The following is a 20876-nucleotide window of genomic DNA, read 5'->3' as shown; positions in this document are numbered from 1 at the left end:
TCTTGTTATTGAAAAAAAATGATAAATATATAAAATAGTGGGGTCATTAGATCTAGGCACATAAGGTTACGTTGCTCGTGATGTACGCAATATTTGGTTTATTAATGCTCTTTAATATCATTTTTTTTATTGTAAATCAGCTGATTAACGGCATTTTTTAACAGTATAATTGGGTAATTAGAACAACAATTTGGCTTGAATTTACAGTGATAACATAGGCTTGTTGGTTTTTTAGTCAGCTGTAAATTGTACTTTTTTTTCTAATTTATGGGATAATTCACTTAATTGGTGCAGGTTAAAATTTACAAAAAATAGAGGCTGATTAAAAGTTGGGTTCGATGGTGCTTTCTTATCATTAGAGCGTCGTCTCTTTCCAATCAGCATATCCTATCGTTAATTTCAGGTGCTATAGTATGCAGGCTGATATATTGCAGGAAAATGTTCAGTTATGAATAATCCATTGCACCTTGAGTCTGAAGTCTTAGTCGAGGTCAAAGATCTAAGCTTTAAACGTGGTGAACGCGTCATTTATGAAAATGTTAGCCTGAAGATTCGTCGTGGACAAATTACCGCAATTATGGGTCCATCTGGTACAGGTAAGACAACCTTATTACGTTTGTTGGGCGGTCAATTGACCCCTGACCACGGTGAGGTGTTATTTGATGGTACTGATATTGCGGGAATGACCCGAACCGAACTATTTCAAGCGCGTGCACGCATGGGCATGCTGTTTCAAAGTGGTGCTTTATTTACAGACATGTCTGTTTATGAAAATGTTGCTTTTCCACTTAGAGCACATACCCAATTACCCGAACATTTAATTGCCGAACTGATTGGACTGAAGTTAGAGGCTGTTGGGTTGAGGGGAACAGAGCAACTTATGCCTTCAGCGCTTTCTGGTGGTATGAATCGCCGAGTTGCTTTAGCAAGGGCAATTGTCTTGGACCCAGAGTTAATTATGTATGATGAACCTTTTGCTGGACAAGATCCAATTGTGAAGGGAGTGTTGACGCGTTTGATTCGTTCTTTACGTGAAGCATTAGATTTGACATCTATTATTGTTTCACATGATGTCACTGAAACTTTATCAATTGCGGATTACATTTACGTCGTCGCTGAAGGCATTATTCAGGGTGAAGGGACGCCAGAACAATTGAAAAATCATCCATCAGCATTTGTACAACAATTTTTATCTGGTTCAAATGAAGGTCCTGTTGATTATCAGTTTAGTCATCAGCCTTACTTAAGTCATGAGGTGAAGTCATGAATGCGATTGCCTCTTTAGGCCAACGTGTTATTGCCAGCATTCGTGGCGTTGGCGTAGCAACGGTAATGTTATTGCAAATAGTTTTTTCACTACCGACTTGGCAAGGCGTCCGCTTATTTATTTACCAAATGTACCGCGTTGGTGTGTTATCACTTTTAATTATCGCAGTATCTGGTTTATTTATCGGTTTGGTTTTAGGGCTTCAAGGCTATTCAATCTTAGTCAATATTGGCTCTGAAGCGATGCTTGGCACGATGGTATCATTAACCTTATTACGTGAATTGGCACCTGTTGTTGCAGCATTACTTTTTGCTGGTCGAGCAGGTTCGGCATTGACTGCAGAAATCGGTCTAATGAAAGCGACTGAACAGCTTTCTAGTATGGAAATGATTGGGGTTGATCCGTTAAAGCGTATTGTCTCTCCACGGTTGTGGGCTGGTATGTTTAGTTTACCAATGCTATCAGTGATTTTTGCTGCAATTGGTATTATTGGCGGTAAGCTTGTTGGCGTAGATTTTTTAGGTGTAGATGAAGGCTCATTCTGGAGTGGAATGCAAAACAGTGTAGAGTTTATGCATGACATTTTTAACGGGACAATTATTAAGAGTATTGTTTTTGCCTTTATTTGTACTTGGATAGCTGTGTATCAAGGCTATGCCTGTGTACCGACCTCGGAAGGGATTTCTACTGCGACAACACAGACAGTAGTGTATTCATCACTATGTGTTTTAGGTTTCGATTTTGTTTTGACTGCGGTCATGTTTGGAGGAATTTGATGAAATCACGTACTAGTGAACTGGCCGTAGGTATCTTCGTCATTATTTTTGGTGTTGCATTATTCTTTCTTGCTATGAAGGTGAGTGGTCTAGTCGGCAGTAATTTACGTGACAATTATACTATGACTGCCCAATTTGATAATGTGAATGGATTAAAACCACGTGCAAAAGTCACCATGAGTGGTGTAACAATTGGTCGTGTTGATCGTATTACTTTAGATCCAGTTACGCGTATGGCAACAGTTACATTTGATCTTGATGGTCAGCTAACAACGTTTAATGCTGAGCAATTAAAGACAGTACAGAAAAATGCGCTTGAAGAACTTCGTTATAGTTCGGATTATGAGGCTGCCGCTCCTGAGAAACAAAAAGAGATGGAACAGCAACTAATTAACAATATGAAATCCATAACAAATATTGACGAAGATGCTTATATCATGGTTGCGACAAACGGTTTATTAGGTGAAAAATACCTGAAAATCGTTCCAGGTGGTGGATTCAAATATCTCAAACGCAATGAAAGTATTGGTAATACACAAGGGACAATGGACCTTGAAGATTTAATCACTAAATTTATTACAGGTGGAGCATCTAAACCTGCTGCTGGTTCGACAGAGCATGCAGGCGAACAAGCTGATGCTCAAACATCATTTGTAGAATAAGCTCAAGAGGAATCTCTGAAATGAATATGTTTTTAAAAACGACTTTAACTGCAGGTGTATTGTCTAGCATGCTTATGAGCAATGCATTTGCAGCACCGAGTGAGACCCCTCCAGCATTTGTAAAGCGTGTTGCAGATAATTTAATTGTACGCCTTAAAGCAGATCAAGCTAAGCTTAAAAATCCAGCAGTGGTAAAAGCTTTGGTACGTCAAAACTTAGATCCATATATTGATTCACAAGCATTTACACGTACAGTCATGGGTACGTATGCAACAAATCAATATAGTACTGCTGCGCAACGTGCTCAATTTGAGAAAAATTTCCGTGAAACTCTGATTGAAAACTATGGTTCAGCTTTTGCTAAGTACTCAAACCAAAGTTATACCATGCGTCCTTATAAGGAGTCTGGTAGCAAGTTTCCTGTTGTAACGATTGACTTCAATAACAATGGGGAAAAAATTCCAGTATCATTCCAGTTGGCTGATAGTAATAACCAATGGAAAATTAGAAACGTAAACGTTTCTGGTATTGATCTTGGCTTACAGTTCCGTAATCAGTTTGCTGCTAACGTGAAGAGCAATGGCGGTAATATCGATAAAGCGATTTCTAGCTTTAAACCAGATGCAGAAGCAGCTGTAAATAAAAAATAATGGCAGATAGACAGTAGGTACAGAGTGATTGAATTTAAAGATCAACAATGTCACGTTTCTGGTGAAATTAACTTTGAAAATGCTCAGCAGGTGTATTTGGCTGGTCGCACTATAATTGAAAAGCAGCACAGCTTTCCATTGACTGTAAACTTATCTGAGTTAAAGTCTGCGAATACCATTGCATTAGCAGTTTTGGTGCGTTGGTTGCGTCAAACACCTGAGGCGAAAGGTCTTATTTTTACTGCTGTGCCAGAAAAAATGCTGAAAATTATTGAAGCAAGCCATTTAACAGATCATTTACAAATCATCTGATTGCAAAAAGGTCTATCACAGTTTCAATGCTGTGATAGATTATTTAGAGTCGTTTGCAGAGTAATAATAAAAAAATACTAGCACATTAAAGTGGGCATTGTTAAAATGCGGCTCTAGTCAAAACAATCGTTTTGTTCAAAATAAATATCTCCTTTCTGTTCTAGATCTAAACACCTTGTGAATACGGTGTGTGTCATCGCTAGTTAATAGTGTGTTTTTTATTCAATTTTATCCATATCTATAATCAACATTATTGTGCTTGATCTTATACAGGTCTTCTTTAGCATGTTGATTTATAATGAGAAATTTATAATGCAGAATGCTTCAACTGTGAGCTTGAGTCGCGCCACGCTGATGTTTCCGCTGGCATTGGTCTTATTTGAATTTTCCGTATACATCGGGAATGATTTGATTCAACCAGCGATGTTGGCGATCACACGCGAATTCGGAGTAAGTAGTGTTTGGGCACCTTCATCGATGTCCTTTTACCTCTTGGGGGGAGCCTGTGTTGCTTGGTTACTTGGGCCACTCTCTGATCGATTAGGTCGTAAACCTGTATTACTTACAGGCGTACTGTTTTTTGTTGTTTGCTGTTTACTGATTTTATTCACTCAGGATATTTATCAATTTTTAGTTTTGCGATTCTTACAAGGTGTCGGGCTAACTGTAATTTCTGCAGTGGGTTACGCTGCAATTCAAGAGATTTTTGCAGAACGTGATGCAATTAAAGTGATGTCCTTGATGGCGAATATCTCTTTACTTGCTCCTTTGCTCGGCCCAGTGGTGGGAGCTGCAATGATTGATCACATTTCTTGGCATTGGGGTTTTATTGGTATAGCCTTCCTCGCTTTTATGAGTTGGTTTGGTTTGAAATATAAAATGCCAAACGCACCTAAGCCAGAAATTACTCGTTCATTTCGCTACATCTTTAAAGACTTTTCCCAAGTCTATAGAAACCGTCGCTTCTTATCTTTAGCTTTTGCTTTACCTATGCTTACGATGCCGTTAATGCTGTGGATTGCACTATCACCGATTATGATGGTTGAAGAGCTAGGTTTGAGTAGTTTTGACTATGGCCTAGCTCAATTCCCTATTTTGGGTGCATTGATTTTAGGTAATGTTGTATTAATTAAAGTCATTGATAAATATGCTTTAGGGAAAACAATAATGGTTGGTGTACCAATTATGTTGTTGGGCGCAGTTGTTTTAGTCTTAGGCACAATCTGGCAGGACTATTTTATTTGGAGCCTGATCATCGGAATGAGTTTAATCAGTTTTGGTGAGGGAATTAGTTTTTCTGTCATGTATCGTTTTGCCTTAATGTCTTCAGATGTTTCTAAGGGAACGGTCGCGGCAGCTGTATCAATGCTGATGATGTTCTCTTTCTTTTTTATTTTAGAAGCTGCACGAGTGCTTTACATTGAATTTCATATTCTGGCATACAGCTTATGTTGTTTCTTCTTGGTGCTAATGTGGTTTGGTTTCCCACGTAAGGCTCTGAAAAAGGAAATGAAACAGCGTGTTGAACAAGGACTTTTCTAGTTCATTCTTTAAAATCCACTTGTTATAAATGTGAGCCCAAATGCGTTTGGGCTCAACGAATTTCTAATTGAAGCAGTTGGTTCTTGAGTCGGGCTAATTCTGGTAAAGTTTCAAGTAATAAACTAAGTTGTTTTAAAATTAATGCTAAATATTCAGTATGTTCATTCTTTTGTCCTAACTCTTCAATTTCTTTAAGTTTCTGTGTTAATAAATCACTATTAGGATGATGTTGTTCTAATAGGCTTTGCTTGAGAATAGATTGGCAACTCGACATCAAATCTAGCAAGAGAGAATCATTTAGCTGTAGGCGATGGCTACCCAAAGCCGAAATATAGCTTAATTGGCTGTGGCTATAGACGAGATAACGAAAAGCAGTTTGTACCAACTCCGCATTGGGATTGGGTTCGGTACTGAGGCTAGAAATCATATTTGATAATTCGATTTGTGCATTATGTGCAGCACGACGAACGTGTTGATAATGGATACTGTTGTTTCGACCGGTTTGGTATTGTTGTACAACAGCATCAAAATATTCTAAATTACTCGTTAAATTGCGCTGAATATTGCGTGAAATATTACGAAAGTTCCAGTCTGGCCAGATAAAACTGACCGCAAACCAAGCCACAAAGCAACCTAATAAAGTATCAATAACTCGCGGTAGCATTATGCTATAACCTGCACCTTTTAGATTGAAGATGAGCATGACCATTAGGGTTGCCATGAGTGTCGCCATAGCATATTTTTTAGAGCGCAGATAAAAGAAACAAACACCAAAAATAATGGTGAGAATAAGTTGCCCTTCAACACTCGGCACTAAATATAAAACAGGTACGCCTATAATTACCCCTAAAATTGTGCCCAATGTCCTGAGTTTTAATCGACTTTTAGTTGCAAAGTAACTGATTTGGCATACAAATAAACTGGTGAGTAATATCCAATAGCCATGCTTAGCAAAAGGCAATAAAGATAAGAGTGAACCTGCAGCAAACACAAAGCCAATACGTACAGCGTGACGAAATAAGGCCGATTGCGGATTAAGCTGTTGTTTTATTTTTAACCATAAGTCTGTTAGGTTTTGAATATCATCATCGAGTAAATTAATTTCGGCAAGTAGAGGACGAGATGAATTTTCTATGAATGGTGCATGTTTATTTAAGCGATTGAGTTGCTCAAATAAAGTGGTCAAATTCTTAAGAATGAGCTGTAAATTTTTGACTTCAATATTGTTTGGGTGGGCTTTTGTCCAATCATTAATGGAGTATTGGAGTTGGGTTAAGGCATATTCATGCTCTGGATCAGGAATATATTCATGCTGTTGTAAAATGGAAGTGGCAACGTGTTCACAAGCTGTTGCTAAAAAATGGATATTCTTTTGAATCCGAAAAATAACATCTGTGCGGCTAAATTGTTGTTGAATCTGTTGGTAATGTAAGTAATTTGAAGTGGCTTGTTCATGAATATCTTGGGCTAAAAAATATAATTCTAGCGATTCAATGGTTTTTTTATTGGCGCGAGAAGCCTTTAATCTGGTGAGTAATGTGCGTTTACTCAAGTTTAAACTTTGTACAACTTGACTGTTTTGTAAAGATAGTTGGTAAAGTAATTGTTCGACTTTTATGGTGTTATCAGGGTCAAATAATTTTGCTTTGATACGGAAGAGTTTGGCTAGTTCTTCAAAGGACTGGGCTAAATTGTCTTGAATGGCCTGAGTAGGTTTGAGTAAATAAAAAATAATTGCACTCAAGCCATAATATAAAGCGCCCAGTACAAAGTAACTGGGTTGTGTGTACCAGTGATTATATTCTCCAATGCCAAACAAAGTGTAGATAGAGAGTAATATCGTACCAAAAGAGATGGTGGCATAGCGCTGTCCTAAGGCACCCATCAGTATAAATAAAGCACTTGAACAAGATAAATATAGAATTGATAAAAGTTGATAAGGGTGGAGTAGTTCTAAAATACTGCTCACACCAAAAAATAAAATGCAAACATAAACTAGATTACGTAAACGGATACTTAATCGATCATCAAAATCGGTAAGCGCAGTTGCGATTGCACCAAGTGTTACAGGAATAATCAGTGGTTCATGGCCAAGAAAAAATAAGCCTAATGTTGTTCCAGAGAGAACAATAAAAATTTGTATGCAATATACCCATAAAGAGTTTGAAAAAAGTTGTTGTAACAGTGAGGGTTTAGATTGCATTTTTATCGAAAGATGACCTTATCTTCATTACAGCCTGCTATGAATATATTTTACAGTCAATCTATTTTTAGTATTAAGGGCGAATGCAAGTAGACTGTGGATATCTCAAGTGATATCCACAGGGATTAGTGATGCTTAACGAATAACGCCACAAGCAATACGTGCTCCACCACCGCCGAGTGGTTCTGGATGATCAGAATGGTTGTCACCACCAGCATGCAACATGAGCGCTAGCCCTTGAATATCAGCTCTTTTTAAGCGGGGAGCATATACTGTCATGTTACTTTCACCATTTTGATTAAAAGTCAGGGGAGGTAAATCACCTAAATGTCCTGTTTTTTCATCGCCATGTACAACTTTGAGCGGATTGAAGTGTCCTCCAGCAGCTTGGGCAGCAATCATTTTTCCATCTTTTTCAGCTGCTGCACATGATCCATTTTCATGAATATGAAACCCATGGATTCCCGCTGGTATTTTTGTTAGCTCAGTGTCAATTTTTAAGCCCTGTGTGCTATCACTTAAGTAAACAGTACCAACCACTTCATGAACACCTTGAGCTGAAACTTGATGTAAATTAATAGCTTGACGTTGTAGCGTAGTTTGTTTCTCTTTATTTAACGTGCTACAACCTGCCATCACAATCAGTAAGGCAATGGTTGCTGGTAATCTAACAGCTTTAACTACCGCAGGTATATTTGTCATATTTTCGTTCTCGTTTAAAAGTGAGTTGCTCCATAGTCGGTGCTTTTAAAGTATAGGGCTTGATTTTTTAAGATAAGTCTTTGTGATCAAGTTGCTCTGTTGGTTCTAGCTGTGGTTTTTGGCTTTCATGTATCCATTCACGCCAGATTGCTAACAATATTGCCAAGATGACAGGACCAATAAATAAGCCAACAAAACCAAAACTGCTGATTCCACCTAATACACCGAACATGATGAGCAGGAAAGGAATTTGAGTTGCGCCTGAAATGACCAATGGGCGAATAACGTTGTCTGATGTACTCACAATACATACGCCCCATAACATCACACCAATAGCTTCAATCATTTGACCTTGAGAGAGTAGCCATAAAGATACAGCACCATACGCGACAGGTGTACCAAAAGGAATTAAGGCAAAAAAGAAAGTCACAATGGTTAATAGCATTGGGTTAGGAACACCCGCAACAAAGTAACTAAGGCCTGCTAAGATTGCCTGAGCAACTGCTGTTAAACCAATACCATAAACAACAGCACGTGTTGTCTCAGAGATGGTATCGAGATAATGATGAATACGTGGTCCAATGATATTTTCTAAGGCTGCGCTGACCTGCTGTAAAATGGTTCGACCATCACGATAGAAAAAGAAAAGGGTAAAAATAACAAAACCAAATTTAATTAAGTTTTTACTAATTTCACCGACAACAATCTTGCCATAATTAAGATGGCCTTGAATCCAGGTATTAATGGTTTGAGTGAGGGCGGCAGGGTTTGCATTTATTTCATTTACACTTTCAGTAATGATTGGCCCAATGATAGGAAACTGTGCAATAAAAGTGGGTAATTGAAAGTGTCCAGACGACAATTGACTATGTAAGTCGAAATATAGATTGCGTCCTTCTAGCTGAAGAAGAAAAATGGCAAAAACAAGAGGCACACCAATGACTACAATGACTAAACTAATCATGAGTGTTGCACTTAAATTTACACGTTGTTCGCCACAACGCCGCATAATGTATTTATAAATTGGCCATGTCATATAAGCAATAATACTGGCCCAAAGCACTGGGACAATAAAATACTTAACAACATCAAAGCCCAGATAAATGAGCGTAAAACACAGACCAAAAAATAAAATTCGTTTTAAAGTGGGTATTTCGTACACTCTATTCTCTTTAATATGAGTTATCTGGTAATTTAAGCAGATAATGTACAACAACATGCAAATAATTATGATTGAATGTTGTAATCCGATTAAATGACAATAATTTGTGAATTAAAACCAATCAGTGGGATCATCAATTAAAGCATCTAAGAGTGGTTGCCATTGTTGTTGGATTGCCAGAATATGCTTTTGGCTACGGTCAAAAATAGTCAGACCTTGCATTGCCAATTGGCTATAAATACTTCGTTCTGAAATCCAAGCTGTGGGTTGTTGTTCAATTTTCTCAAAGAAATCTTGAATATTTTTAGAACTTGAGCTGTTGGCTTTAATACGATTGGCGATGAGGTGAATTTCCACTTTACCTTTACGAATACGTTTAATATCTTGAATATGTTTTAAAAAACGTCGCGTACTATCGATATCAAAAAATGAAGGTTGTAATGGCGTGACGATGGCATGGCATTCACTAATCAGTTGTTCAGCATGCTCACCACTTAATGCACCAGGCGCATCGATGATTAAATAATCTAACTTTTTAGGTGCATCACCAATTGATTTCTCATTACGCCAATCTAAGCTTAAAATAGTTGGACTTTGTTCACCACGTTGTTTTAACCAATGTAAAGCAGACTTCTGATTATCAGCATCTGCAAGAGCAACTTTATAGTTCTTATGGGCCAGTGCTGAGGCGAGTGTGATTGCAGTTAAAGTCTTACCGCAGCCACCTTTTTGGTTTGCAATTAGTATCGTTTTCATATTATTACGTTGAATCAGGTCATGTGAGCTTTGTTATTAGCTTACATCATTTTAGGTTGAAAATGATGTGATATAAATAAAGTTTATATTTAGTGTTAATTAGAAAATATTACTGAAAATTGAAGGATATAAGATGTCAGTGAGTGCCGCTATATTAATTGGGATGGTGTTAGGAGCATTATTGACATATGTATTGCTGTTTTCCAGTCGAAACTCAAGAATTAAGGCTGAGTATGAAAAATATATTGCGGAATTAGAATTAGAACATCAACAACAATTAACCAAGGCAAGAAAAAGCAGTGTGAATACAAGCAGAGCCGTACTCAAAGGTAAAATGGCAGAGCAACTCGCACCCTTACTTCCAGAATTTCAATATCTACCTAGTGATGCCAAATTTTTAGGTGATCCCGTGGATTATATTGTCTTTGATGGGTATAGCGACTTTCGAGATGGTGATGGTCATGCGGAAGATATAGATGTGATTTTTATTGATATTAAAAGTGGCGGAGCTCGTTTGAGTAAAGGACAACAGGCAATTGCTGAGGCGATTGCGCAGGGGCGTGTACGTTTTGAAACTTTAAGAATTAATTTTGATGATTAAAAAGAGTAAAACCAGTCCTTTATATTAGTTCTGTTTCTTCTTGCTATTAGAGTGACAAATATATGACAGAGTGTAATCGAAATGTTGGTTAGCATCATTTTAGCTAATTAATATTTGTTCTTTACTGTAGTAGAGAAAGCGATACGTTTATAACGAACGTCCTAAGAAAAGCATTTATTGAACAATATATTGAAAAGCATTCGTTACTGGTGATCAGGGGATGCAAGATGAAATTCATTCAGTTTAAACATGCTGTGGCTATTACCATATTGCTATGTAGTGGTTTACAGGTACATGCGGCATCAAGTGCCTATAATATTGCAAATGGTTTAGCTCCAACTTTGAAAAGCCAGCAGATGTCTGTGCTTGAACCTTTTGAAGGTCAGTTTCGTATACTCGGTTCTAAAGAATATCATGATGATGAACAAGCTAAATTTTCACCAATAGATTTTGCAGTAACGCGTGGTATGTTTACTGCGCCAGATATTGCACGACAAATTTCAATCAATCAATATGATCGTTATTTAAACTGGAAGATGCCACATCCTCCGATTCATCCGCAATTGGCTACTCAGTTGGTGAGTAATATGCATATTATTCCAGCTAATCCTGAAATTGCGCGCCAAATAAAACAGGTTAAACGTGGTGATTTGGTCCGTTTAGAAGGAGATCTCGTGCAGATTAATGATCGTGACCTAGTGTGGAAATCGGCATTGGATTGGAATGGTGTGGGAGATGGTGCTTGTAAGTTAATTCGTGTTGATTCAATACAGTGGATTGAACATCAAAATATTTAAGCCTATCCAAGTACTGTGTTATTGAAAAAACAAAATGTTATTTTACTCCCTCCTTTTGTAGTTAGGAGGGATATCAGTCTGATTACGATGAATTAATGTTGCATGGATTGCCAGTAATTAAGCTGAGCTTCTGCCTGACTTAGTTCATTGGCTGGTGTATTCACTGGAGCAGTACTGTTCGTTTCATAATGCTGATATTGAGTCTCCCAATATTGGTAATACAAACCTTGAATGTAGCGACCCTGTTCAGTATCTAACTCAAGTGCTTTAAGCATATTCATTGCTGAAAGTGCTTGATCTCGGTGACGATCTTTTTCCATATCTGTTGTTAAATAACCATCCTGTTTAAGACGAGCGAGATCTTTTTCGAACTCAATACTCATTGTTTGAAACTTATCTTTATAGTTTTTTATGAGTGCAATATCGTGCGCATCTTGTGGGGTAGAACTAAACTTGCGAACATTTTGTGTGATTTGCTGTTCAGTGGTTAATGTTGCCGATGCTGTTTGTTGGCTATTTTCTTGATTGTTTGTTTTAGGACTACAAGCTCCCAAAAGCAACATGATGCTGCTTAAACCAATAGACATAATATGTGTGTTGCGTAGCATCAATTTGCTCCAAGATAATGTATTGCGTACGTGATTAGATTTTTTCATAAAAATAAGCATAGGTCTTATACGGAAAATCAATAAGATCCTTGACCAACTTACCTGTATATGTAGCGACGATTTGCTCAAATTGTTGTTGTAATGACTGTTGTTGTTTCTGTGGCATAGCTGCAATAAAACTGGTAGACAGTAAACGTTTACACACAACCTCTTCAACTGGACCACTTTGAAAGTTTTGAAAAGTGACGACGTCTAGAAGTTTAAACATCTTTTGATTCTCAAACACTTTTTGCCAATCTTGATGATGATAGCGTGGTGTATCGGCTTCATAGGGTTTAATGCAGTTTGCCAATGCTTTAACCTAGTCTATGGATTCATCTCGCTGATTCCAAATCAAGCCTAATTTTGCACCAGGTTTCAATACACGATACATTTCTTGCAAGCTCGCTGAATCTGCAAACCAGTGAAAGGATTGTGCGCAGAAGATGGCATCAAAGTTGTTATTGTCAAAAGGTAATTCTTGGCTAGAGGCCTGTAGGCTATGAACGTGTGGATAGGTTATTTGTAGTTGTTCTAGCATTTCAGCTACGGGTTCAACGGCAGTGATTTCTTGTGAAATTAGGCTAAGATTGGCAAGAAACTTACCAGTACCAGAGCCTAAATCGAGTAATTTATCATGTTGTCCTAGGTGTAATTGCTCTATTAGCCACTGCGTTATTTCATGCGGGTAAGATGGGCGAGCCTGTTGATATAATTCCGCAGCGAGCCCAAAGCCACTTTGAGCAACTGGATGGACTGTTTTAATCATCATTGTGAATCCTTAAATTTGGAAGGAACATCGTGAAGGATATACGCTTACTTTAACGTGCTTTTTCAGTTAACGCAGCTGCGATTATCGGAGTAACGTGGTAAAAACGTAATGCTAGGAATTGTTTATACTTATTTTTTGCTGAAAAAAACGACATAGACGGCATTTTTTTTGATTGTGGAAGATAATGTGCTTTTCTATCTGTGTGTCATGATTAAAATAGACCTCTTGGTTTTTAATTAGGTCGGTAAAGCTGATTAAAATGCTGGCATATAAAGTTGATCTTAACTATCTCTCGGTGTTGCAATGGAAAAGCAAATAATTTTTGAAGATGACCACATTCGAGCTATTCATTTACCAGGCACATCAGCAACATTGGTGATTTCATTTGGTGATTTGATTACACGCGCCAAAGGCTTAAGCATCAATGCTGAAAAATCACTACAAAAATACGATTATGCTGTTGTTGGCATTATGCCTAAACAAAAGTCTTGGTTTCCAGCCAGTAGTATGCAAGCTTTGATGGAAAGCATTCGTCCAATTTTAGCGCAATATCAACGTGTTGTATCCTATGGTGGTTCAATGGGAGGCTATGCCGCCATTAAATACTCAAAAGACTTAGGTGTGCAGCGAGTTATTGCGATGGTGCCGCAGTATTCGATTAATCCTGATGAAGTGAATGATCGCCGTTATACAGACTTTTTTGATTCTGAATTGCATCAGAGTATGCATATTGCTGAGCAAGATGTTTCAGCACTATGTGAATATATCGTTATTTATGATCCTTACTATGCTGAAGATAGTGAGAACTTTAATAAAATTCAGGATGTTATACCTCAATTACATTGTTTAAAGCTTCCTTATACTGGGCACGATGTTATTGCGGTATTGGCGAATTCAGCATTACTACATGATTTTATTGAACGAGACTATGATGAAACTTATTTTTATCAGCAAATGCGAGCTGTAAAGAAGAATAGTAAGTTTTATTACCGTAGTGTCATTGCTCGTTTATTAGGAACACACAATGCTGCACTAGGCAAAATCTTAAAAAGTCAGGATTTACAACTTGATGGGCAATTTTTTGATAATCAATTAAAGCAGCAAATTACGCGTATTCTCTTGACCAATAAGCGTGTTGATGAACAGGATCTACTTAAGCTTGGTATTCAAGTAAATCTACCCTTTGAACAAGCAAATCAGTTGGTTGATTACATGGGTAATACCTTGGTTTTTAACATGATTACGCAAAAAATAGAGGCTTATCCGCGTGAGGTTGTTGATATAAATGGAAAATATATCATTGCCTTATATGTTAAAGATCATGGGCTTGCTCAGGTTGAAATTAATAAAGAGCATTATTTAATTTGCATGAATGATCGTCGTGTTACCAAGCTTTTTAAACGCAGTGAAGCACTATCTTTAGATATGCATCCGATTGTTGTGAAAAAGTGCGAAGATTTCTATCTGCTTTGCTATAAAAATTTATATTTAAACAGTGATGCCGATGGTAACTGTAATTTTAATTCGGAATCAGTTCAAGAAATGGAAAAGTTCCAAATCAGTTAGTTAATCAGACTTAGTCAGATTTATACTATTTAAGTCTGATTAACACTGCTGTAATACAGAATTTGCAAATAGCGAACGATAAACTTGAAATTGGCTTTGTATTTGAGGATCGTGGATTTTTAAAGCCAATTTATTATCTGGTATATGATCAAATTTTCCATGATTATTTTGCAGGTTAGCGAGTCCACCAAGGGTATAGTGGTAATCTTGTCGTTGTGCTTTAATTAATGCCTTGCCTTTAAACCAATAATGTTCAACAGTTCTACCTGTTTCATAATAAAAAATGCCTTCAAACTGGCAAGTTTCACCTAAATTAATCAACTCAATCGTATTGCCTTCAGGTGATTGGAATAGTTCAATATTGGCAATAGATTGTAAAGTGATTGGATGATTTACAGATGCAATCGTTGTTTGAGTGGAATGCTTTGCCCAAAGTGTGGGGGGTAAAAGCAAATAAAGCGTAAAATTCAATAAGTAAAGATTGCACCTCCAAGGACGATAAGGCATAAATTATATTCGCTAGCTCAGATTTGGTTGTAGTTTATTCAATATAAACTGTATCAAAGATGAATTTTCATTTTATTCACCTAGAACGATATTAGCTTAGGAAACCTAAATCATGAAAGCCGTATTTTTAGATCATGCTTCTTTAGATAAAAATGATTTAGACCTTAGGGAACTAAATGCCCTGTTTAGTGAATTTATACTTTATCCAGCAACTCGTCCTGCTGAGCGCTTACAACGCGTTATGGATGCTGATGTGATTATTAGCAATAAAGTATCAATTGATGCTGAGCTTATACAGCAGTGCCCAAAGCTTAAGTTAATTCTGATTTCTGCAACAGGAACGAATAATGTTGATTTAGATTTTGCCCGTCAGCAAGGTATCGTTGTTGCCAATTGTCAGGGTTATGGCACAGCAGCAGTTGCACAGCACACACTAAGTTTAATGCTAGCTCTCGCCACATCTTTAATTCCTTATGAACGTGCAGTGATGCAAGGTCAGTGGGCGAAGTCAGATCAATTTTGTTTACTTGATTTTCCTATTGTGGAACTGTCCAATAAAACTTTAGGAATTGTAGGTTATGGAGAGTTAGGTCAAGCTGTAGCGAAACTTGCTCGGGCTTTTGAGATGAAGGTTGTAGTCGCTCAATTACCAGGACGTGCTGCACAAGATGGTCGAGTTCCTTTTGAGCAGCTTGTTTCGCAAGTTGATTTTTTAACTTTACATTGCCCACTGACAGAACAAACCCACAATTTAATTGACCACAATGTTTTAGCCAATATGAAAAAAACAGCTTTCTTGATTAACTGTGCTCGTGGTGGGATTGTAAATGAAGCAGCATTGGCTCAGGCATTGTTAGATAGGCAGATTGCTGGTGCAGCTATGGATGTGCTCAGTATAGAGCCACCTGCTGCGGATCATCTACTGTTGCAAGGTAATATTCCAAATTTAATTATTACCCCCCATAGTGCATGGGGGAGTGTAGATGCAAGGCAGCGTATAGTGCGGCAAATGATTGAAAACACACAAGCGTTTCTACAAGGTCAATCCCTTAGACAAGTAAACATCTAAAATGAGATATAAGCCTATAGTAAGAGCGTAGGATGGGTTGATGAATTTAACTCTTTCAAGCTACTTGCTGTAGGTTTTACTTGTGGTGTTGGAGTTGCTGGATCTTGAGTTGAGGGAGCTACTGATTTTTCAGGTACTTTGTCTTTTACTGGCTCAACAGGTATCTCCGAAGTCTTGTTTGATCCTGCAGGGGTAACAGGTGTTTGAACTTGTGGCTGAGCTATCTGTTGAGTTTGAGATGGTATAGCATCTATTGCTGTAGATACAGTCGCTGCTGGTGTTTGGCTGATTTTAGGTACAACTTCATTATTTGAAGATTGACTTAATGGTTTCTGTTCGATAGGAACATCTGTGGTGTGTTTAGCTGTAATATTATCCCAAGCTTGATCTACCTTGGGTTTTATTTTTGCGACACCTCGTTCTGTTGCATCACCCACTTTTTCCGCTGTATTGACGACCTTATCTGATGTTTTATGCGCTATTACTTCAAAAATATTCGGATTATCACCATAAGCAGGTGTAGGTTTAGCTGTCGCTTGTGTTGCACCATTGATTTCGGTTTGGGCAGTACTTAATGATGATAAAAAAAGTAGACTCAAAAACGTAGGGGCAACATATAAACTTTTCATCAAACTCATGATGTAAATTCCCTGTATATAGGCAAAGACTATGAACCGTGTTATATCAGCCGCAGTTTAAGCGTAATTGAATGTAAAATTAAGATCACTGCTACATTTTTTTAATAAAAACATACAGCGCTTGCGCTTTAGTGACTGGATGTTACGAGATATGCATGATCTATTGATTTTCCAAGAAAAAATTAGGGCAATGTAGCGAAAGAATTGAGAAAGTTGTCTCTAGTATGAGAAATGAAATTGAAGCAACTTGAGCTTTTACGTTTAGTACAGTCGATGTGTTGCCTATAGATAGTTATAATTTCTTGAATAAATGAAAAAAATTTTTATATCATGGAAAAGAGCTGTAATTTTAACTGATTTTGTGATACAAAAAGAATACAAAATATACAAAGTTAACGTACAGTTACTCAGAAAGATAATATTATGAATATTCTAAGAAAAATAACGATATGCCTTGGTCTGCTTGTGTTACAGCCTAGTATTGCACAGGGTTATGCAGGAGGTCTTCTCTTAATTCATTCACTATTTACTTGGTTAATGTGGGTGCTGTTTGTTGCACTTTATTTTTTACCTAGCATTTACTATATATTGCGTTATCGACGGTGTAATTTATCTATTAATAGTTTATTGATTCCACATTTAGCTTTTGCATGCTTATTATTGATGGGGTTCTATCATAATGAGCTGGGTCTGGCTCCTCTACTTCTAAAACTTATTCAGTATATTTCTGCTGCAGCTGTGTTTGTGGTTTTTTGTATTTTGTCTTTATTTTCATGGAGTTATCCTGCTTTTTATGCGTATAGCCGTGAAATAAAATCACAATAATACGCTTAAAAAACTCCCTACATTGGTCAACATAGGGAGTGAAAGATCGGGATGATTCGTTTAGTTACTTTAAAAAGCTTTTAGTGTTGCAAAACAGAGATATCTGCAATACTTGTAAATAAACTACGAATCTGACCTAAAATTAGGAGACGATTTGCTTTAAGTACAGGATCTTCAGCCATAACCATGACACTATCAAAGAAAGCATCAATAGGAGCACGTAATGCAGCGAGTTTAGACAAAGCTGTAGTGTAATCCTTGTTGGTCAATAACGGTTGTACGATAGGACCAATGGCTTGTAACTCTGCATAAAGTGCTTTTTCAGCAGCTTCAACTAAGTTTGCTTCAACAACTTCACCTTGTACCGCACTCTCTTTGGCTAAGATGTTGGCAACACGTTTGTTCGCTGCTGACAATGCCGCAGCTTCTGCTAAATTACGGAAGTGATTGACTGCATTTACACGTTTGTCAAAATCTACTGGGGATTTTGGTGATAATGCCTGAACCGCTTGAATCACATCTACATCTACACCTTGGTCTTCGTATTTAGCACGGTAACGACCTTCTAAGAAGTTCACCGCATCTTGACGTGTTTTTGCATGATCTTGGATAACATCAGCATAAGCATTAAGTGCTAAATCAACTAATTGCTCAATTGAAACATCAAGATTATTTTCAATGACTAAGCGTAAAATACCAATAGCTGAGCGACGTAGTGCAAATGGGTCTTTAGAACCTGTTGGTGCCTGACCAATCCCAAAAATACCAACTAAGGTGTCTAAACGGTCAGCAAGAGCAAGGGTAGTCCCTGTCTTGGTTTGTGGTAATACATCACCTGCAAATTTAGGTAAGTATTGTTCACCTAGTGCTTCAGCGACCTCATTATTTTCACCTTCTAGTCGTGCATAGTATGTGCCTGCAATACCTTGTAATTCAGGAAATTCACCGACCAGCTCAGAAGTGAGATCACATTTTGCTAATAGTGCAGCTTTTTCAGCATCTGCTGCTTGAGCACCTGTGATTGGGCTTAATGCTACAGCTAATTTAGCAATACGGCTTGATTTGTCCCAAAGCGTACCTAATTGTGCTTGGAAAACCATATTGGCTAATTTGTCTTTACGGCTTGCTAAAGGTTGCTTTTGATCTTGTAGATAGAAGAATTCAGCATCAGATAAACGTGGACGAACAACTTTTTCATTACCTTCAATAATCTGACTCGGATCTTTAGATTCAATATTAGATACAGTAATGAAGTAAGGTTGTAGTTTATTCTCTTGGTTGATTAAGCAGAAATACTTTTGGTTGTCCTGCATGGTTGTGATCAAGGCTTCTTGAGGTACAGCTAAGAAGCGTTCTTCAAAACTAGCACGTAGTGCAACAGGCCATTCAACCAGCGCTGTGACTTCGTCACGAAGATCGGCAGGGACAATCGCAATTGCATTTACTTGATCTGCAAGAGCTTTAACTTGTTGATCTATAATTTCTTGACGCTCTGCAAAGTCTGCAATGACTTTTGCTTGACGTAAAACATCAAGATAGTCATTGGCATGTGCAAGCGTAATAGCTTCTGGTGCATGGAAACGGTGACCAAAAGTAATATTTGATGTTTGGTGATCTTGAATAGATGCATTGATCACTTGGTCATCTTTTAGTAATACAACCCATTTGACTGGACGTACAAATTCAGTGCGACTTGCCGCAGAACGCATACGTTTGGCAATAGGTAAATTATCTAAAGCAGCTTGTAAAATTTGAGGTAATAAGATGTCAAGGCTTTGACCTTTTACATCTTTTAAATAACATACTTTTTCAACCTTACCTGCTTGGAACGTACTTACCTGATCCGCTGTGATCCCTTGACCACGCATAAAGCCTTCAAGCGCTTTTGTTGGTTTACCTTCGGCATCATAAGCTGCTTGTACAGCAGGACCATCAAAACGTTTTTGTGTATCGGCTTGCGCTGCATCTACATCTACGATTTTAAGGGCAAGGCGACGTGGCGCTGCATAAGCAATGACTTCAGCAAAGGCAAGACCTGCATCTTTTAAGCCTTTCACTGTTTCTGCTTGTAGAGCATCACGCAAAGTTTTTAAGCTTTTTGGAGGAAGCTCTTCACAGCCAAGTTCGAATAAAACGGTATGTTGACTCATGCTTTATTCTCCTCTTTGCTATTTTGTGTTTTTGCAAGTTCTACTTCGGCTTGAGCTTTGAGCTGCGCCAAAACTTCATCACGTAAATGTGGTTCAGCCATTGGGAAGCCGAGTTCAGCACGCGCTTGTACATAACTTTGTGCAATTGCTCGTGCTAATGTACGAACACGTAGAATAAAGCGTTGGCGCTCAGTGACAGATATTGCTCCACGAGCATCAAGTAAGTTAAAGCTATGCGAAGCTTTAATTACCTGTTCATAGGCAGGTAATGGGAGTTTTGCTTCCATTAAACGATTTGCTTCAGTTTCATAGAAGTCAAAGAGTTTGAATAGTTCTGCAATAGGTGCGTATTCAAAGTTGTATGTAGATTGTTCTACTTCATTTTGATGGAAAACATCACCATAAGTAACGGTACCAAACTGTCCTTTTGTCCAGACTAGATCATATACAGAGTCAACACCTTGAAGATACATTGCTAGGCGTTCTAGACCATAAGTGATTTCACCTGTGACTGGATAACACTCAACACCACCCACTTGCTGGAAGTAAGTGAACTGAGTAACTTCCATACCGTTGAGCCAAACTTCCCAACCAAGACCCCAAGCTCCGAGAGTTGGAGATTCCCAGTTGTCTTCAACAAAGCGAATATCATGCACTAAAGTGTCAATACCAATTGCTTTAAGTGAGTCTAGATACAGTTGTTGAATGTTGTCTGGGTTCGGTTTCAGTACAACTTGAAATTGATAGTAGTGTTGAAGGCGGTTTGGGTTTTCGCCATAACGACCATCTTTAGGACGACGAGACGGTTGCACATAGGCCGCATTCCAAGTTTCAGGCCCAAGTGCGCGAAGGAATGTTGCTGTGTGGAATGTACCCGCACCCATTTCCATGTCGTAAGGTTGTAGAACCACACAGCCTTGTTCAGCCCAGTAGTTTTGTAAGGCAAGAATTAAGCCTTGAAAAGTATCAATATGCGATATGGCGCGACTCATGTTGCATCCATTAAAATCAGAGTAAAAATTGTGTTTAAGTATAAGGATTTTGCTACATCTAGGCAAAGGCTTGTTGTTTCTAAGCAGGAAAAAGATGATTGATTACATATACTATGTAACGGATTAATCTTTTAAATGAATTTATATGCCATTTCAGTTTGCAATTGACATCCTCACCCCCTTAAATGATGGTGATTCCTACTGCTAGACGCTTATGTCCTGAGAAACACTGTTTCGTAAGAAGAATATTCAGTGCGGAATTTATATCCCGATCCCATGA

Annotated in this window: 20 protein-coding genes and 1 pseudogene; 11 read left to right on the top strand and 10 right to left on the bottom strand. The window is 37.9% G+C overall.

The features are described 5' to 3' along the window. Window positions 1–448 precede the first annotated feature (448 nt). The 6 genes from RFH42_RS06910 to craA all read left to right on the top strand — a co-directional run bounded on the left by RFH42_RS06910 (window position 449) and on the right by craA (window position 5209). Window positions 449–1267 carry an ABC transporter ATP-binding protein gene (locus tag RFH42_RS06910; RefSeq protein ID WP_308974870.1) on the top strand — a complete coding sequence of 273 codons (819 nt, stop codon included), beginning with the start codon at window positions 449–451 and terminating at the stop codon, window positions 1265–1267. Beyond that, window positions 1264–2043 carry a lipid asymmetry maintenance ABC transporter permease subunit MlaE gene (gene mlaE / locus RFH42_RS06905; RefSeq protein ID WP_308974869.1) on the top strand — a complete coding sequence of 260 codons (780 nt, stop codon included), beginning with the start codon at window positions 1264–1266 and terminating at the stop codon, window positions 2041–2043. Before RFH42_RS06910 ends, mlaE begins: the two co-directional genes overlap by 4 nt. Next, window positions 2043–2705: an outer membrane lipid asymmetry maintenance protein MlaD gene (gene mlaD / locus RFH42_RS06900; protein WP_308974868.1), complete on the top strand. Its 663-nt coding sequence runs from the start codon at window positions 2043–2045 to the stop codon at window positions 2703–2705. The genes mlaE and mlaD overlap by 1 nt, the downstream gene beginning before the upstream one ends. A 20-nt stretch (window positions 2706–2725) precedes the next feature. Then, window positions 2726–3355 carry an MlaC/ttg2D family ABC transporter substrate-binding protein gene (locus tag RFH42_RS06895; protein WP_308974867.1) on the top strand — a complete coding sequence of 210 codons (630 nt, stop codon included), beginning with the start codon at window positions 2726–2728 and terminating at the stop codon, window positions 3353–3355. Window positions 3356–3379: 24 nt separating this feature from the next. Further along, window positions 3380–3667 carry an STAS domain-containing protein gene (locus RFH42_RS06890; RefSeq protein WP_308974866.1) on the top strand — a complete coding sequence of 96 codons (288 nt, stop codon included), beginning with the start codon at window positions 3380–3382 and terminating at the stop codon, window positions 3665–3667. A gap of 312 nt (window positions 3668–3979) precedes the next feature. Continuing rightward, complete coding sequence (gene craA / locus RFH42_RS06885; RefSeq protein WP_308974865.1) at window positions 3980–5209, top strand: chloramphenicol efflux MFS transporter CraA; 1230 nt, start codon at window positions 3980–3982, stop codon at window positions 5207–5209. 52 nt (window positions 5210–5261) lie between these two features. Here craA and yccS read toward each other — a convergent pair whose 3' ends face one another. From yccS to RFH42_RS06865, 4 genes are all read right to left on the bottom strand, one after another. Continuing rightward, window positions 5262–7412 carry a YccS family putative transporter gene (gene yccS / locus RFH42_RS06880; RefSeq protein ID WP_308974864.1) on the bottom strand — a complete coding sequence of 717 codons (2151 nt, stop codon included), beginning with the start codon at window positions 7410–7412 and terminating at the stop codon, window positions 5262–5264. Between the two features lie 135 nt (window positions 7413–7547). Beyond that, window positions 7548–8114: a superoxide dismutase [Cu-Zn] SodC gene (sodC, locus tag RFH42_RS06875; protein ID WP_374990819.1), complete on the bottom strand. Its 567-nt coding sequence runs from the start codon at window positions 8112–8114 to the stop codon at window positions 7548–7550. A 67-nt stretch (window positions 8115–8181) separates the two neighbouring features. Next, complete coding sequence (locus RFH42_RS06870) at window positions 8182–9300, bottom strand: AI-2E family transporter (RefSeq protein ID WP_374990748.1); 1119 nt, start codon at window positions 9298–9300, stop codon at window positions 8182–8184. A gap of 87 nt (window positions 9301–9387) precedes the next feature. Further along, the gene (locus RFH42_RS06865; RefSeq protein ID WP_308974862.1) at window positions 9388–10032 is read right to left on the bottom strand and encodes a ParA family protein; all 645 of its coding nucleotides are present in this window, start codon (window positions 10030–10032) and stop codon (window positions 9388–9390) included. A gap of 133 nt (window positions 10033–10165) precedes the next feature. On the opposite strand from RFH42_RS06865, the gene RFH42_RS06860 reads away from it, so the two are divergent. Continuing rightward, window positions 10166–10633: a Holliday junction resolvase-like protein gene (locus tag RFH42_RS06860; RefSeq protein ID WP_308974861.1), complete on the top strand. Its 468-nt coding sequence runs from the start codon at window positions 10166–10168 to the stop codon at window positions 10631–10633. Between the two features lie 227 nt (window positions 10634–10860). Continuing rightward, window positions 10861–11430 carry a hypothetical protein gene (locus tag RFH42_RS06855; protein ID WP_308974860.1) on the top strand — a complete coding sequence of 190 codons (570 nt, stop codon included), beginning with the start codon at window positions 10861–10863 and terminating at the stop codon, window positions 11428–11430. A gap of 92 nt (window positions 11431–11522) precedes the next feature. Here the strand turns inward: RFH42_RS06855 and RFH42_RS06850 are convergent, their stop codons facing one another. Both RFH42_RS06850 and RFH42_RS06845 read right to left on the bottom strand, forming a co-directional pair. Beyond that, window positions 11523–12038, bottom strand: a complete 516-nt coding sequence (locus tag RFH42_RS06850; protein ID WP_308974859.1) for a hypothetical protein — start codon at window positions 12036–12038, stop codon at window positions 11523–11525. Window positions 12039–12072: 34 nt separating this feature from the next. Further along, window positions 12073–12846, bottom strand: a pseudogene (locus RFH42_RS06845) (class I SAM-dependent methyltransferase). Window positions 12847–13152: 306 nt separating this feature from the next. On the opposite strand from RFH42_RS06845, the gene RFH42_RS06840 reads away from it, so the two are divergent. Further along, window positions 13153–14415, top strand: a complete 1263-nt coding sequence (locus tag RFH42_RS06840) for a hypothetical protein (RefSeq protein ID WP_308974858.1) — start codon at window positions 13153–13155, stop codon at window positions 14413–14415. Window positions 14416–14454: 39 nt separating this feature from the next. Here RFH42_RS06840 and RFH42_RS06835 read toward each other — a convergent pair whose 3' ends face one another. Next, window positions 14455–14886: a hypothetical protein gene (locus RFH42_RS06835; RefSeq protein WP_308974857.1), complete on the bottom strand. Its 432-nt coding sequence runs from the start codon at window positions 14884–14886 to the stop codon at window positions 14455–14457. 148 nt (window positions 14887–15034) lie between these two features. Here RFH42_RS06835 and RFH42_RS06830 point away from each other — a divergent pair, with 148 nt between their 5' ends. Beyond that, complete coding sequence (locus RFH42_RS06830; RefSeq protein WP_308974856.1) at window positions 15035–15991, top strand: 2-hydroxyacid dehydrogenase; 957 nt, start codon at window positions 15035–15037, stop codon at window positions 15989–15991. Between the two features lie 14 nt (window positions 15992–16005). Here RFH42_RS06830 and RFH42_RS06825 read toward each other — a convergent pair whose 3' ends face one another. Beyond that, entirely contained in the window at window positions 16006–16629 is a 624-nt protein-coding gene (locus tag RFH42_RS06825) for a hypothetical protein (protein WP_308974855.1), read from the bottom strand. A gap of 423 nt (window positions 16630–17052) precedes the next feature. On the opposite strand from RFH42_RS06825, the gene RFH42_RS06820 reads away from it, so the two are divergent. After that, window positions 17053–17454, top strand: a complete 402-nt coding sequence (locus tag RFH42_RS06820; RefSeq protein WP_308974854.1) for a hypothetical protein — start codon at window positions 17053–17055, stop codon at window positions 17452–17454. An 80-nt stretch (window positions 17455–17534) separates the two neighbouring features. Here the strand turns inward: RFH42_RS06820 and glyS are convergent, their stop codons facing one another. Both glyS and glyQ read right to left on the bottom strand, forming a co-directional pair. Then, window positions 17535–19604, bottom strand: a complete 2070-nt coding sequence (gene glyS / locus RFH42_RS06815; protein ID WP_308974853.1) for a glycine--tRNA ligase subunit beta — start codon at window positions 19602–19604, stop codon at window positions 17535–17537. Further along, window positions 19601–20596 (bottom strand): glycine--tRNA ligase subunit alpha, encoded by a 996-nt coding sequence (gene glyQ / locus RFH42_RS06810; RefSeq protein WP_308974852.1) that lies wholly within the window; start codon window positions 20594–20596, stop codon window positions 19601–19603. The genes glyS and glyQ overlap by 4 nt, the downstream gene beginning before the upstream one ends. Window positions 20597–20876: the final 280 nt, after the last annotated feature.

This window comes from Acinetobacter rudis, from assembly GCF_031157835.1.
Taxonomy (GTDB): Bacteria; Pseudomonadota; Gammaproteobacteria; order Pseudomonadales; family Moraxellaceae; genus Acinetobacter; species Acinetobacter rudis_A.
This window is presented reverse-complemented; position numbering and strand designations above follow the sequence as displayed.